The organism is Edwardsiella anguillarum ET080813 (assembly GCF_000264765.2).
Taxonomy (GTDB): Bacteria; Pseudomonadota; Gammaproteobacteria; order Enterobacterales; family Enterobacteriaceae; genus Edwardsiella; species Edwardsiella anguillarum.
In genome coordinates this window covers 2,353,327-2,366,677 of record NZ_CP006664.1, presented here as the reverse complement: position 1 = coordinate 2,366,677, position 13,351 = coordinate 2,353,327, and the positions used below count along the sequence as shown (strand labels likewise).

General features: G+C 60.9%; 11 protein-coding genes. 3 read left to right on the top strand and 8 right to left on the bottom strand.

The features are described from left to right. Positions 1 to 43 precede the first annotated feature (43 nt). Positions 44 to 1,951: a molecular chaperone DnaK gene (dnaK, locus tag ETEE_RS10670; RefSeq protein ID WP_034163072.1), complete on the bottom strand. Its 1,908-nt coding sequence runs from the start codon at positions 1,949 to 1,951 to the stop codon at positions 44 to 46. Positions 1,952 to 2,267: 316 nt separating this feature from the next. Here dnaK and satP point away from each other — a divergent pair, with 316 nt between their 5' ends. Next, on the top strand, positions 2,268 to 2,837 hold the full coding sequence (satP, locus tag ETEE_RS10665) for an acetate uptake transporter (protein ID WP_034163070.1): 570 nt from the start codon (positions 2,268 to 2,270) through the stop codon (positions 2,835 to 2,837). An 80-nt stretch (positions 2,838 to 2,917) separates the two neighbouring features. Here the strand turns inward: satP and ETEE_RS10660 are convergent, their stop codons facing one another. From ETEE_RS10660 to tal, 5 genes are all read right to left on the bottom strand, one after another. Then, positions 2,918 to 4,228 carry an MFS transporter gene (locus ETEE_RS10660; RefSeq protein ID WP_034163069.1) on the bottom strand — a complete coding sequence of 437 codons (1,311 nt, stop codon included), beginning with the start codon at positions 4,226 to 4,228 and terminating at the stop codon, positions 2,918 to 2,920. A gap of 121 nt (positions 4,229 to 4,349) precedes the next feature. Continuing rightward, positions 4,350 to 4,937 (bottom strand): molybdopterin adenylyltransferase, encoded by a 588-nt coding sequence (gene mog / locus ETEE_RS10655; RefSeq protein ID WP_034163068.1) that lies wholly within the window; start codon positions 4,935 to 4,937, stop codon positions 4,350 to 4,352. Beyond that, positions 4,934 to 5,590: an HAD family hydrolase gene (locus ETEE_RS10650; protein WP_034163067.1), complete on the bottom strand. Its 657-nt coding sequence runs from the start codon at positions 5,588 to 5,590 to the stop codon at positions 4,934 to 4,936. Before ETEE_RS10650 ends, mog begins: the two co-directional genes overlap by 4 nt. Positions 5,591 to 5,760: 170 nt before the next feature. After that, a complete protein-coding gene (gene gabD, locus ETEE_RS10645) occupies positions 5,761 to 7,209 on the bottom strand; it encodes an NADP-dependent succinate-semialdehyde dehydrogenase (protein ID WP_034163066.1) in 1,449 nt (482 codons plus the stop codon). 134 nt (positions 7,210 to 7,343) lie between these two features. Continuing rightward, the gene (tal, locus tag ETEE_RS10640; RefSeq protein WP_034163065.1) at positions 7,344 to 8,297 is read right to left on the bottom strand and encodes a transaldolase; all 954 of its coding nucleotides are present in this window, start codon (positions 8,295 to 8,297) and stop codon (positions 7,344 to 7,346) included. 430 nt (positions 8,298 to 8,727) lie between these two features. Between tal and ETEE_RS10635 the strand changes: the two genes are divergently transcribed. Together ETEE_RS10635 and yaaA are read left to right on the top strand one after the other, a co-directional pair. Beyond that, positions 8,728 to 10,161 carry an alanine/glycine:cation symporter family protein gene (locus tag ETEE_RS10635; RefSeq protein WP_012847440.1) on the top strand — a complete coding sequence of 478 codons (1,434 nt, stop codon included), beginning with the start codon at positions 8,728 to 8,730 and terminating at the stop codon, positions 10,159 to 10,161. 111 nt (positions 10,162 to 10,272) lie between these two features. Beyond that, positions 10,273 to 11,070, top strand: a complete 798-nt coding sequence (yaaA, locus tag ETEE_RS10630; protein ID WP_034163064.1) for a peroxide stress protein YaaA — start codon at positions 10,273 to 10,275, stop codon at positions 11,068 to 11,070. 60 nt (positions 11,071 to 11,130) lie between these two features. Here the strand turns inward: yaaA and thrC are convergent, their stop codons facing one another. Together thrC and thrB are read right to left on the bottom strand one after the other, a co-directional pair. Next, positions 11,131 to 12,417, bottom strand: coding sequence for a threonine synthase (gene thrC / locus ETEE_RS10625; protein WP_034163063.1), 1,287 nt, complete (start codon positions 12,415 to 12,417; stop codon positions 11,131 to 11,133). Between the two features lie 3 nt (positions 12,418 to 12,420). Continuing rightward, complete coding sequence (thrB, locus tag ETEE_RS10620) at positions 12,421 to 13,350, bottom strand: homoserine kinase (protein ID WP_015460917.1); 930 nt, start codon at positions 13,348 to 13,350, stop codon at positions 12,421 to 12,423. Position 13,351: the final 1 nt, after the last annotated feature.

Sequence of the window (13,351 nt, the reverse complement as noted above, 5' to 3'; positions counted from 1 at the left end):
AACGGCGGCTTATGCCGCCGTTACCATGCCCGCTTAAGGGCGATTATTTTTTATCTTTCACTTCTTCGAATTCGGCGTCAACCACGTCGTCATCTTTCTTAGCGCTGGTGTCCGCCTGCGCTTCACCGGCCTGGGCCTGCTGCTGCGCCAGCTCCTGCAGCTTGGCAGAAGACTGTACCAGCGCCTGGATTTTGGCTTCGATATCCGCCTTATCCTCACCCTTGCTGGCCGCTTCCAGCGCCTTCACAGCCTCTTCGATCGCGCTCTTGTCGGTCGCCGGCAGTTTGTCGCCCGCTTCTTCCACCAGCTTACGGGTGCCGTGCACCAGCTGATCGGCCTGGTTACGCACCTGGACCAGCTCTTCGAACTTGCGATCCGCTTCGGCGTTGGCCTCGGCGTCACGCACCATCTGCTTGATCTCATCTTCGCTCAGACCAGAAGAAGCCTTGATGGTGATGTTCTGCTCGCGACCGCTGTTCTTATCCTTAGCGGAGACGTGCAGAATACCGTCGGCGTCGATGTCGAAGGTGACTTCGATCTGCGGCATACCGCGCGGCGCCGGCTGAATGCCATCCAGGTTGAACTGACCCAGAGACTTGTTATCCGCCGCACGCTTACGCTCACCCTGCAGGACATGAATGGTCACGGCAGACTGGTTGTCTTCTGCGGTCGAGAACACCTGGCTGTGCTTGGTCGGAATGGTGGTATTCTTAGAGATCAACGCCGTCATGACGCCACCCATGGTTTCGATACCCAGAGACAGCGGGGTAACGTCCAGCAGCAGTACGTCTTTCACATCGCCCGCCAGCACGCCACCCTGAACGGCTGCACCGATGGCCACAGCTTCATCCGGGTTAACGTCTTTACGCGGCTCTTTACCGAAGAAATCAGCAACCTGTTTCTGCACCATCGGCATACGGGTCTGACCACCCACCAGGATCACGTCGTCGATGTCAGAGACGGACAGACCGGCATCCTTCAGGGCCACCTTCAGCGGCTCCATGGAGCGAGCAACCAGATCTTCAACCAGGGACTCCAGTTTAGCGCGGGTCACCTTGATGTTCATGTGCTTCGGACCGGTGGCATCTGCAGTGATATACGGCAGGTTCACGTCGGTCTGCTGAGCAGAAGAGAGCTCGATCTTCGCCTTTTCTGCGGCCTCTTTCAGGCGCTGCATCGCCAGCGGATCGTTGCGCAGGTCGATACCCTGCTCTTTCTTAAACTCATCAACCAGGTAGTTGATCAGACGGCTATCAAAGTCTTCCCCGCCCAGATGGGTATCACCATTGGTCGCCAGAACTTCGAAGGTCTTTTCGCCGTCGACATCATCGATTTCGATGATGGAGATATCGAAAGTACCACCGCCCAGGTCGTAGACCGCGATAGTGCGGTTACCCACCCCTTTGTCCATGCCGTAGGCCAGCGCAGCCGCAGTCGGCTCGTTGATGATACGCTTCACATCCAGACCGGCGATACGGCCGGCGTCTTTGGTCGCCTGGCGCTGCGCGTCGTTAAAGTAAGCCGGAACGGTAATGACCGCCTCAGTCACCGACTCACCCAGGAAATCTTCCGCCGTTTTCTTCATTTTCTTCAGGACTTCAGCCGAGATCTGCGGCGGTGCAATCTTCTGGCCTTTCACTTCTACCCAGGCGTCGCCGTTATCGGCTGCCACGATCTGGTAGGGCATGATGTCTTTATCGCGCTGTGCTTCGGCATCTTCAAAACGACGGCCGATCAAACGTTTGATCGCAAACAGCGTGTTTTGCGGGTTGGTGACCGCCTGGCGTTTTGCCGGCTGGCCGACCAGAACTTCGCCATCCTGTGTATAGGCGATGATGGAAGGCGTGGTGCGATCGCCCTCAGCATTCTCCAGCACGCGGGCTTTGCCGCCATCCATAACTGCTACACAAGAGTTAGTTGTACCCAGGTCGATACCAATGATTTTACCCATCGAACGTCTCCACTAAAAATTCGGTTTTCAAGCTCGTTGTTACCTTAGGTGGGGGCGAGTTTTCGCATTTCAACCACCGTTCTCACCACATTTGCCGAACAGGGTAACAACTTCGATGTTACTAAGATGGGGTCGCCTACGCGGGCATCAAGGGGGAAGATGCAAAAAAAAACGGATTTTTTATTACCAGAGATTGTTTCTTGTGCGATGCCTCTTTATTATGCCGCGCGCTCGGGAACAGCGGCCGTTGTGGCGGCCCGGCGCACGTACCTACGGGCCCAAGCCCGTTTCTACATTCTATAATTACAGAGGCTTTATGCACACCAACAAGTTGGCAAATCCCGGCCCCCTGGGTCTGATGGGTTTTGGGATGACTACCGTCTTGCTGAACCTGCACAACGCAGGGCTCTTTCCGCTGACTTCCGTTATTCTGGCGATGGGGATCTTCTTTGGCGGTATCGCCCAGATCCTGGCCGGACTGCTGGAGTATAAGAAGGGCAATACCTTTGGGCTGACCGCGTTTACCGCCTACGGCGCCTTTTGGCTGACCCTGGTGGCACTGCTGACGCTGCCGAAGATGGGGCTGGCCGAGGCCACCGACGCCCTGTCACTGGGGGCCTACCTGGCGCTGTGGGGCATCTTTACCCTATTTATGTTCTTTGGCACCCTGCGCAGCAACCGCGTCCTGCAGTTTGTCTTCGCCAGCCTGACCGTACTGTTCTTCCTGTTGGCCTATGGCAACATCACGGCGAATGCCAGCGTGCTGCACATCGCCGGCATTGAAGGGATTATCTGCGGCGCCAGCGCTATCTATCTGGCGATGGCCGAGGTAATTAACGAGCAGTATGGCCGCGACGTATTGCCGATCGGCGCTAAGCACGCCTAACCGCGCCACCACGCAAAAGGCTTCCTGTAGGAAGCCTTTTTTGTATCCTGTTTTACACCGCGCGTAGCAACGCGCGCCGGCTAGTGCGACAGCCGCGCCTCCCCCTGCGCCGCCCGCAGCGGAGAGCGCTGAAAATAGAATCCCAGCGCCACGCCCAGCAGCGAGAGCAGCAGTACATACCAACCCGCCGCCAGCGGCGTCAGGGTCAGCAGCAGGGTCACCGCGATCGGCGTCAGGCCACCAAAAACCGCATACGCCAGATTATAAGAAAAGGAGATCCCGCTGAAACGCACTTCAGCAGGGAACGCACAGACCATCACAAAGGGCACCGCGCCGATGGTGCCGATGCTAAAACCGGCCAGTCCATAGCGCCAGAACAGCTGAGCCGGTTCGATCTGCGGCGACAGGCTGCTGAAGAACTGCCAGGTGCACAGCGCCAGCAGCAGGCCGCCACCGATAAACAGCCGCCCCGCCCCTACGCGATCCACCAGCCCACCCGCCAATACGCAGCCCAGGGTCATCGTCACAATCGCCACGCTGTTAGCCTGCAGGGTCAGCGCCGCAGGCAGGCCATACTGCGTCTGCAGCAGGCTCGGCGTCATCAGGATCACCACGACGATGCAGGCCGACAGCAGCCAGGTCAACAGCATCGATACCGCCACCGCCCGGCGGTGATCGCGCACCACCTGCTTCAGCGGCAGCTCCGCCGCCAGCGCCCGACGGGCCTGCATCGCCAAAAATACCGGCGTCTCATGCAGCCAACGCCGCAGGTACATCGCCATCAGCCCAAACAGCCCGCCCAAGAAGAAGGGGATACGCCAGCCCCCGGCCAGCACCTCCTGAGGCGTAAGCCAGCTGTTCAGCCAGGTCGCCACTAGCGACCCCAGCAGAATACCGGACGTCAGCCCCGAGGTGAGAACCCCGCAGGCAAAGCCGATGCGCTGCGGCGGGACATGCTCCGCCACAAAAACCCAGGCGCCCGGGACCTCACCGCCGATCGCGGCCCCCTGCAGCACCCGCATCAACAGCAGTAGCAGCGGCGCGGCGATACCAATAGTTTGGTAGGTCGGCAGCATCCCCATCGCCAGCGTCGGCAGCGCCATTAATAGAATACTGAGAGAGAACATACGCTTGCGGCCAATGCGATCGCCGAAGTGCGCCATGATAATTCCGCCGAGCGGACGCGCCAGATACCCCGCGGCGAAAATGCCAAAGGTTTGCACCAGACGCAGCCACTCCGGCATGTCCGGCGGGAAAAACAGCGCGCCGACCACGGCGGCGAAAAACACGAAGATGATGAAGTCATAAAACTCCAGCGCCCCACCCAAAGCGGCCAGCGCCAGCGTTTTATAGTCCTGATGGTTCAGACGACGATGATTGTACAATTCCATATGTCTTGACGGCCCTATTTTTGTGACACTGATTGTTCATGTTGTGTTGCAAAAATAGAAATATAACGTTAGTCACAGACATACCAGTCATTCTGAATCTTATCTTGCAATGGCGCTAACTTCAGTTGATTGTTTCGCGCCGGGCACTTTTTGGCCTAAATGCTGCTATTACCGCAGAATGGGTTTCCACATAGGGTCCCTCCAGCAGCTGAATACAGTACGGGACGCTGGCAAAAATCCCGTGTACCACAGGCGCGCCGGTGGCATCCTTCAGCCCCTCCAACGTTTCGCGGATCGACTTCGGCTGACCCGGCAGATTGATGATCAGCGCCTGCTTGCGGATCACCCCCACCTGACGCGACAGGATCGCCGTCGGCACAAAGCGCAGGCTGATCTGACGCATCTGCTCACCGAACCCCGGCATCTCACGATCGGCGACCGCCAGCGTGGCATCCGGCGTCACGTCGCGCCGCGCCGGGCCGGTACCTCCGGTAGTCAGAACCAGATGACAGCCGCGTTCATCCACCAGCTCACACAGGGTCTGCTCGATCAGCGGCTGTTCGTCCGGGATCAGTCGGGTCTCCAGGGTATAAGGGGTGGCCAACGCGCTGGCCAGCCAGGCCTCCAGCGCCGGGATTCCCAAGTCCTGATAGACACCGCTGGATGCCCTGTCAGAGATCGAGACTAAACCGATGCGTAGTGTATTCATGCAATAACCTCAACGACGATGCCTTCCGGCTGTGGATGCAGGATGATACTACGCCAGCCGCCGATCACCACGTCCGCGCGCTGTAAAGAGTGACGAGGCCGACGGTGGCTCAGGGCGATGACTGTCATTCCCGCGGCCTGAGCCGCACGGATGCCGACCTCGTCGCTTTCGATGACCAGGCAGTCGCGGGGATCCAGGCCATAGTGGCTGGCGGCCAGCAGATACGGTTCGGGATCGGGACGACCGCAGCTGACCTGCTCTGCGCCGATCACCAACGGCGGCGGGCACATGCCGCTGTGGGCAATCTGCTCTGCGGCGCGCGGCTGCCCGGCCTGCGTCACTACGCCCCAGGGCGTTTCACCCAGCGTCGCCAGCCACGCGGTGGCGTCCTGGCGCAGACGGCTACGCCGTTGACGCACCGCGGCCAGCAGCGCCTGCTCCAGACGCTGGCACTCCACCTCATCGCTGTAGCGGGGCGCCAGCTGGCGCAGGGTCTCCTGTACCCGCTGACTATAAATGCGCGGACGCAGCAGGGCGTGGTCTATCTGGCGCTGATGCGCCCACTGCTCCCATACCTGCTCCGCATGACCGTCGCTGTCGAGCAGCGCGCCGTCCATATCCAGAAAGATGGCGGCGAAATGTTTTCTCCACATGACCCAATCTCCTCTGTCGGCAATCTACGATGTCGTAATGGATGCTCTGGCAAAACGTTAGCGCCATCGCCGCGAAGAGGCAAAATTTATCGAGCGGAAGGGGATGGGGAAACGGCACAGAAAACTGCCAGCGTACGCTGGCGCGCCGCGATTAACGGCGCGCCGCGCTTCTACAGACCGAGGCACAAATATTTAATTTCCAGATAGTCCTCAATGCCGTATTTGGCGCCTTCCCGGCCCAGCCCTGAGGATTTCACCCCGCCAAACGGCGCCATCTCATTGGAGATAAGCCCACTGTTGATGCCGACGATGCCATACTCCAGCGCCTCGGCGACGCGGAATACCCGCCCCACGTCGCGGGTATAGAAGTAGGAGGCCAGGCCGAACTCCGTCGCATTGGCCCGGGCGATGACCTCATCTTCGTCACGGAAACGAAACAGCGGTGCCAGCGGGCCAAACGTCTCCTCGCGCGCGACCTGCGCATCGGCGGGCACGTCCAGCAGAACGGTCGGGCAAAAGAAGTTCCCACCGCGGGCATCGGCCTGACCGCCGCAGGCGATACGGGCGCCGCGCGCCACGGCATCCGCAATATGCTCCTCCACTTTGGCCCGCGCCCGGCCGTCGATCAGCGGACCGACGGTCACGCCGTCATCCAGCCCATTGCCCATCTTCAACGCCTGTACCGCACGGCACAGCTTCTCGGCAAAGCGCTCATAAATGCCCTCCTGTATATACAGGCGATTGGCGCACACGCAGGTCTGGCCGGCATTACGAAACTTACTGGCCATCGCCCCCGCCACCGCCTGATCCAGGTCGGCATCATCAAAAACGATAAATGGCGCATTGCCGCCCAGCTCCAGAGAGACCTTCTTGATATCGTGCGCGCACTGTGCCATCAGCTGACGCCCGATCTCCGTCGATCCGGTGAAGCTCAGCTTACGCACCTGCGGATTGGCGGTCAGCTCATCGCCCACCGCCCCGGCCGAGCCGGTCACCACGCTAAAGACCCCCTGCGGTACCCCGGCACGCAGCGCTAGCTCCGCCAGCGCCAGCGCAGAGTAGGGGGTCTGGCTGGCGGGCTTCAGCACCATGGTACAGCCCGCGGCCAGCGCCGGCCCGGCCTTGCGAGTGATCATCGCCGCAGGAAAATTCCACGGCGTAATCGCCGCCGTCACGCCGATGGGCTGCTTGATCACCAGCAGGCGCTTATCGCCCTGCGGAGCGGGGATGGTATCGCCGTAGACCCGCTTGGCCTCTTCGGCAAACCACTCAATAAACGACGCCGCATAGGCTATCTCGCCGCGCGACTCCGCCAGCGGCTTACCCTGCTCCAGGGTCATCAGCCGGGCCAGATCGTCCTGATGCGCCAGGATCAGATCAAACCAGCGGCGCAGGATCTGCGCCCGTGCCTTCCCCGTACGGGCGCGCCAGCCCGGCAGCGCGTGGGCGGCAGCCTCGATCGCCCGTCGGGTCTCCGCCGCCCCCATCTTCGGTACGCTGCCCAACGTATCCCCGTTCGCCGGGTTAATCACCGTCATGACGTCGCCGCTATCGGCATCGCACCACACCCCGTCAATCAGCGCCTGTTGACGAAACAAGCCCATATCATGGAGCTGCATCATGTTTCACCTCGCTTATCGGCGTCAGCGCACCGCTATCCGCCTTGAGCCCACCGCTGCGACGCGGCAGATAAAAAAAGAACACCCCGGGCACACGCGCGGCCGGGGTGTTCGGGATATTCGACAAAACGCGCTTACAGCAGCGCGCCGATCATGCTTTCCAGCTTACCCTGGTCAACGGCGAACTTGCGGATACCGTCCGCCAGTTTCTCGACCGCCATCGGATCCTGGTTATGCTGCCAGTAGAACTCGGCCTCGCTCATCCGCGCCGGGCGAGCCTTGATCTCACCTTGATAGGCCAGCTTACGCTCGACGCCACCCGCGCTTTCAGACAGCTCCTTAAGCAGGGACGGGGAGATGGTCAGGCGGTCGCAGCCGGCTAGCTCCAGGATCTCGCCGACGTTGCGGAAGCTGGCGCCCATCACCACGGTTTCATAGCCATGCTGCTTATAGTAGTTATAGATTTCGGTAACGGAAATCACGCCCGGATCTTCCGCCGGCGCGAACTCGCTCTTACCACCGTTGGCCTTGTGCCAGTCAAGAATACGGCCGACAAACGGTGAAATCAGGAACACACCGGCTTCGGCGCAGGCCCGGGCCTGAGCAAAGGAGAACAGCAGGGTCAGGTTACAGTTGATGCCCTCTTTCTCCAGACGCTCCGCGGCGCGGATGCCCTGCCAGGTTGAGGCCAGCTTGATCAGGATACGATCGTTGCTGATGCCGGCATCGTTATACAGATTAATCAGGCGCTTCGCCTTCGCCACGCTGGCTTCGGTGTCATAGGAGAGACGGGCGTCCACCTCCGTGGAGATGCGGCCCGGGATCAGCTTGAGGATCTCCAGACCGATATTTACCGCCAGCTTGTCTGAGGCGTCCACGATCTGCTGCGCGCGATCGCCGCTCTGGGCACGCGCCCAGGCAATGGCATCGTCGATCAGTTTACGGTATTCCGGAATTTGCGCGGCGTTGAGGATCAGAGAGGGGTTCGTCGTGGCATCCTGAGGCTGATACTGCTTCATCGCGGCGATATCGCCAGTATCAGCGACAACGGTGGTCAGTTGACGCAGGGAGGTCAGTTTATCGGTCATTTTAGCGTTCCCATTTTGGTGTATTAACCAGCTTGATACGCCAATTGTTATCTCCCCCGTCGCTTACGGCCTAATACCTCGCCGCTATCAGGGGTATCACCTTGCGCAAAGGCGAAAGCGCTAACAAATTGTGCATGAGCTTGTGACGTGCCTGCTCCGATGATAACACGCTGTTTGCGTTGCGCAATGGAGGAAACAGCACAGGGAAATGCACCGTTTTTCCACATTCTGGCCGTAAATTGTTGGGCAACCGTTTACCCAGTGACAATGACTACAGAGCAAGCGTTAACGCGAATATTCTGCCCTACCTATTAAAAATCATGCTACATTCTTGCCGCCTTTATCGGCACGGTATCGCGCCGCGTTGCGCAACGGGCGGCGGTGCGTACCGTATCATCAGGGAGATGACATAATAAAAGAGGAGCACGCATTGACGGATCTCATTAGTTTTATCAACAACATCTTATGGGGCTCGGTACTGATCTATCTGCTGATCGGCGCTGGCCTGTATTTCACGTTCCGCACCGGTTTTATTCAGTTTCGCCATTTTGGCCACATGTTTTCTGTTCTGAAGAACAGCAACAAGGCCGACAGCGGCGGTATCTCCTCCTTTCAGGCGCTGTGTACCAGCCTGGCCGCACGCGTCGGCACGGGTAACCTGACCGGCGTCGCTATCGCGCTGACCGCCGGTGGACCGGGCGCCATCTTCTGGATGTGGATCATCGCCCTGATCGGCATGGCCACCTCCTTTATTGAGAGCACCCTGGCACAGCTGTACAAGACCCGTGACGATCAGGGCAACTTCCGCGGCGGTCCGGCCTACTATATGGAAAAGGGGCTCGGCATGCGCTGGATGGGGATCCTGTTTTCCCTGTTTCTGCTGGTTGCCTTTGGGTTGGTCTTCAACGCGGTGCAGGCCAACTCTATCGCGCAGGCGACGGCCGTTGCTTTCCATATTCCGCCGCTGTACGTCGGCATCGCGCTGATGCTGATGTGCGGCGTCGTCATCTTTGGCGGCCTGCGCTCGATTGCCCGAACCGCCGAACTGGTGGTGCCGGTCATGGCGATTGCCTATCTGCTGCTGGCATTCTGGGTGATGGGACACAATCTGGCCCGAATGCCAGAGGTGCTGCTGCTGGTGATTAAAAGCGCCTTTGGCCTGCAGGAGGCCGCCGCCGGCGCCATCGGCTACGGCATCTCTCAGGCGATGACCCAAGGGATCCAGCGCGGGCTGTTCTCCAACGAGGCCGGCATGGGATCAGCGCCCAACGCCGCCGCCTCCGCCACCCCGTATCCGCCGCACCCCGCCTCACAGGGCTACGTGCAGATGCTGGGGGTCTTTATGGATACGCTGGTTATCTGCAGCGCGACCGCCGCCATCATCCTCTCCTCCGGCGTCCTGGACGCCGCGCCGGGCACCATCAGCGGCATTGAGCTGACCCAGCGGGCGCTCTCCTCCGCCGTCGGCGACTGGGGCGGCATCTTTATCGCCGTCGCCATTTTCTTCTTCGCCTTCACCTCGATCATCGCGAACTATGCTTATGCGGAGAGCAATCTGATCTTTCTGGAGCACAACCATCCGCACGGCCTGGTTTTCCTGCGCCTGTGTACGCTGGGCATGGTGATGTTCGGCGCGCTGGCGGAGCTACCCCTCGTCTGGAAAATGGCCGATCTCTCCATGGCCCTGATGGCGATAACCAACCTGATCGCCATCCTGCTGCTGTCGGGCGTCGCCTTCAAGCTGGCGCGTGACTATAACCACCAGCGCCGTCTGGGACTACTGCCGACGCTGGACCTCAGTAAGTATCCCGAGATCCAGCAGCAGGTTGAGCCCGGTATCTGGGAAAAACCACCGCGGCAGTAAGTGATCGCCAAGGGGGAGCGTCGCCTCCCCCTATCACAGCAATTCTCCCCGCCGCCGGCGCAGTTTGCTACAGTAGACGAGGTCACTCATCTTCTTTTGCAGGACGCCGCTATGCTGACGATTATCTCTCCGGCTAAAACGTTGGATTACACCTCTCCGCTGGCCACCCAGCGCTATACCCAGCCGCAGATGCTGGCGCAGGCCGAAACCCTGATGCAGACGGTGCGCACGCTGACGCCGGCGCAGCTGGGCTCGCTGATGAAAATCAGCGACAAGCTGGCCGGACTGAACGCCGCCCGCTTCACCGAGTGGCAGCCCCGCTTCACGCCGGAAAATGCCCGTCAGGCGATCCTGGCCTTCAAGGGAGACGTCTATACCGGACTCCAGGCGGAGACGTTCAGCGAGCAGGACTTTGACTTTGCCCAACGGCACCTGTGCATGCTGTCAGGCCTGTACGGCGTGCTGCGCCCGCTGGATCTGATGATGCCCTACCGCTTGGAGATGGGAACCCGTCTGCACACCCCGTACGGCAACGATCTGTACGCCTTCTGGGGCGACAGCATCACCCGGCAGCTCAACCAGCAGCTGCAGCAGCAGGGCGATCGGGTCGTCGTTAATCTGGCCTCAGACGAATACTTTAAGGCGGTCAGACCGGCGGCGCTGGAGGGCGAGCTAATTAAGCCGATCTTTATGGATGAGAAGAATGGCAGCATGAAGGTCATCAGCTTCTACGCCAAGAAGGCGCGCGGGCTGATGAGCCGCTTTATTATCCAGGCGCGCCTGCGCGATCCGGAGCAGCTCAAGGCATTCGATCTGGAGGGCTACGCCTTTGCCGGTGAAACGCAGGGACGCCAAGGGCGCGAGCTGCTGTTTACCCGTCGCCACTCGGCGATATCCCCCGCCCTCTGACCCCTCGCCTTACTACGCCGTACCGTCCTTCTCCCCCGCACAGCGGCGGGGGAGCGAGCATCATGGGCGTCCCAGCAGCGCCGCCCGCAGACGGGAAAAATCGGCGGGCAGCGCCTGTGACAGCAGCGGCAGTTCAGCCCGCGCCGCCAACGCCTGCGGTAGCGGGATGCTCCGCTGCAGGATCGCCTCGACAGACTCTTGGAACTTGGCCGGATGGGCGGTACCCAGAAACAGGCCATACTCGCCGGGCTGTAGATTGTCACGCAGCGCCCGGTAGGCGATAGCGGCATGGGGTTCGCTGACATACCCGAGCGCCGCGAGCTCACGCATCGCCGCCGCCGTCTGCGCATCGCTCAGCGCCCCGTACCCCAGTGCGCCCAGCGGCCACACCCTACGCCGGAACAACTCCTCCACCCGCGGCCAGTTGTTGGGACGGCTGACGTCCATGGCATTGGAGAGGGTCGCGACGGTCTCATGGGGCTGCCAGACACCGCTGGATAAGAAACGCGGCACGGTATCATTGGCATTGGTCGCGGCGATAAAACGCTTCACCGGTAGCCCCAACGACTGCGCCAGCAGCCCGGCGGTCAGATCGCCGAAGTTGCCGCTCGGCACCGAGATCACCAGCTGATTGCGCGCCGCCTGCGGCAGCTGGGCTACCGCCTCAAAGTAGTAGCAGATCTGCGCCAGCAGCCGGCTGATATTGATAGAGTTAGCCGAGTTTAGCCCCAGCTCGCTGCACAGCGTCTGATCGTCAAACGCCTGTTTGACCAGCGCCTGGCAGGCATCGAAGTCGCCCTCAATCGCCAGCGTGCGAATATTGCCGCCCAGGGTACAGAACAGCTTCTCCTGCAGCGGACTGACCTTGCCGCGCGGGTAAAGGATCACCACCTGGACGTTTTTCAGACCATAAAACGCATGGGCGACCGCGGCGCCGGTATCGCCGGAGGTGGCAGTCAGAATGGTCACCGGCCGCTCCCCCGCGACCTGCTGCAGCATCTGCGCCATAAAGCGCCCGCCAAAGTCCTTGAAGGCCAGCGTTGGCCCGTGAAACAGCTCCAGCGCCGCGATATCATCGCTGACCGGCACCACCGGCGCAGGAAAGTCAAAGGCGGCCTGAACCCGATCGCGCAGCGTCTCAAAGGGGAACTCATCCCCCAGATACGCCGCCAAAATATGCGCGCTGCGGGTTACAAAATCCTGCTCCAGCAGGGTATCGATCTGCGCCCGCGCCAGGGCGGGCAGCGCATGGGGAAAGAACAGTCCCTGCTGGCGCCCCAGCCCCTGCACCAGCGCCTGCGCAAAGTTAACCTGCTCGTTGTGATCTTTTAAATTATACAGTTTCATGGTTTATCCCAGTTGTCGTGCGCCCGCCGTGTCCAAACGGCAAATGTGAACAAAGCCCTGTTCATTCTGCAGATAGTGCTGCGTTAGCCACTGCGCCACCGCCTGCGCCGCCGCCGGATCATCGCAGACGGCAAACAGCGTCGGGCCGGAGCCCGAGATCCCGCAGGCCAACGCGCCCAGCTCACCGGCGGCCCGGCGGGCATCGGCAAAGCCCGGCAGCAGGCCACAGCGGTAGGGTTCGGCGATCACATCCTGCATCAGCGCCGCGGCCAGCGACGGCTGGCGGGTATGGCAGGCATGAATGAACCCCGCCAAATGGCGGCCGTGGCGCACGCAGTCGCCGCGTGAGTAGTGCGGCGGTAGGATGGCGCGCGCCTCGGCGGTAGAGACCTTGATCCCGGGATACGCCATCACCCACAGCCAGTCGTCAAAGCAGGGCACGGGCTGGCTGATGATCCCCTGCGCCTCCAGCATCAGCTGCAGACCGCCCAGATAGCAGGGCGCGACGTTGTCATAGTGGACGCTGCCGGAAATACGCCCCTCCAGCTCTCCCATCAGCGTCAACAGCCGCTGGGCATCCAGCGGATCGCCGGCAAAACGGTTCAGCGCCGCCAGCGCCGCCACCACGGAGCAGGCGCTCGAGCCGAGGCCTGAGCCTATCGGCATGTTCTTTTCCAACACCATCTCGACGGCGAGCTCGCGCCCCGTCACCTCACAGAAGCGCTGCCAGCACTGATAGACAATGTTCTCCTGAGCGGCTGCCGGCAGACTGTCGACGAAGCGTCCGCGGCAGTGCAGCGCAAAACGGTCGCTGGCCTCCACGCTGACGCAGTCGCCCAGCAGCGTGCCGTCCAGCGGCGTTACCGCGGCGCCCAGGACGTCAAAACCGACGCTGACGTTGCCGATGGAGGCCGGCGCATATATTTTCACCATG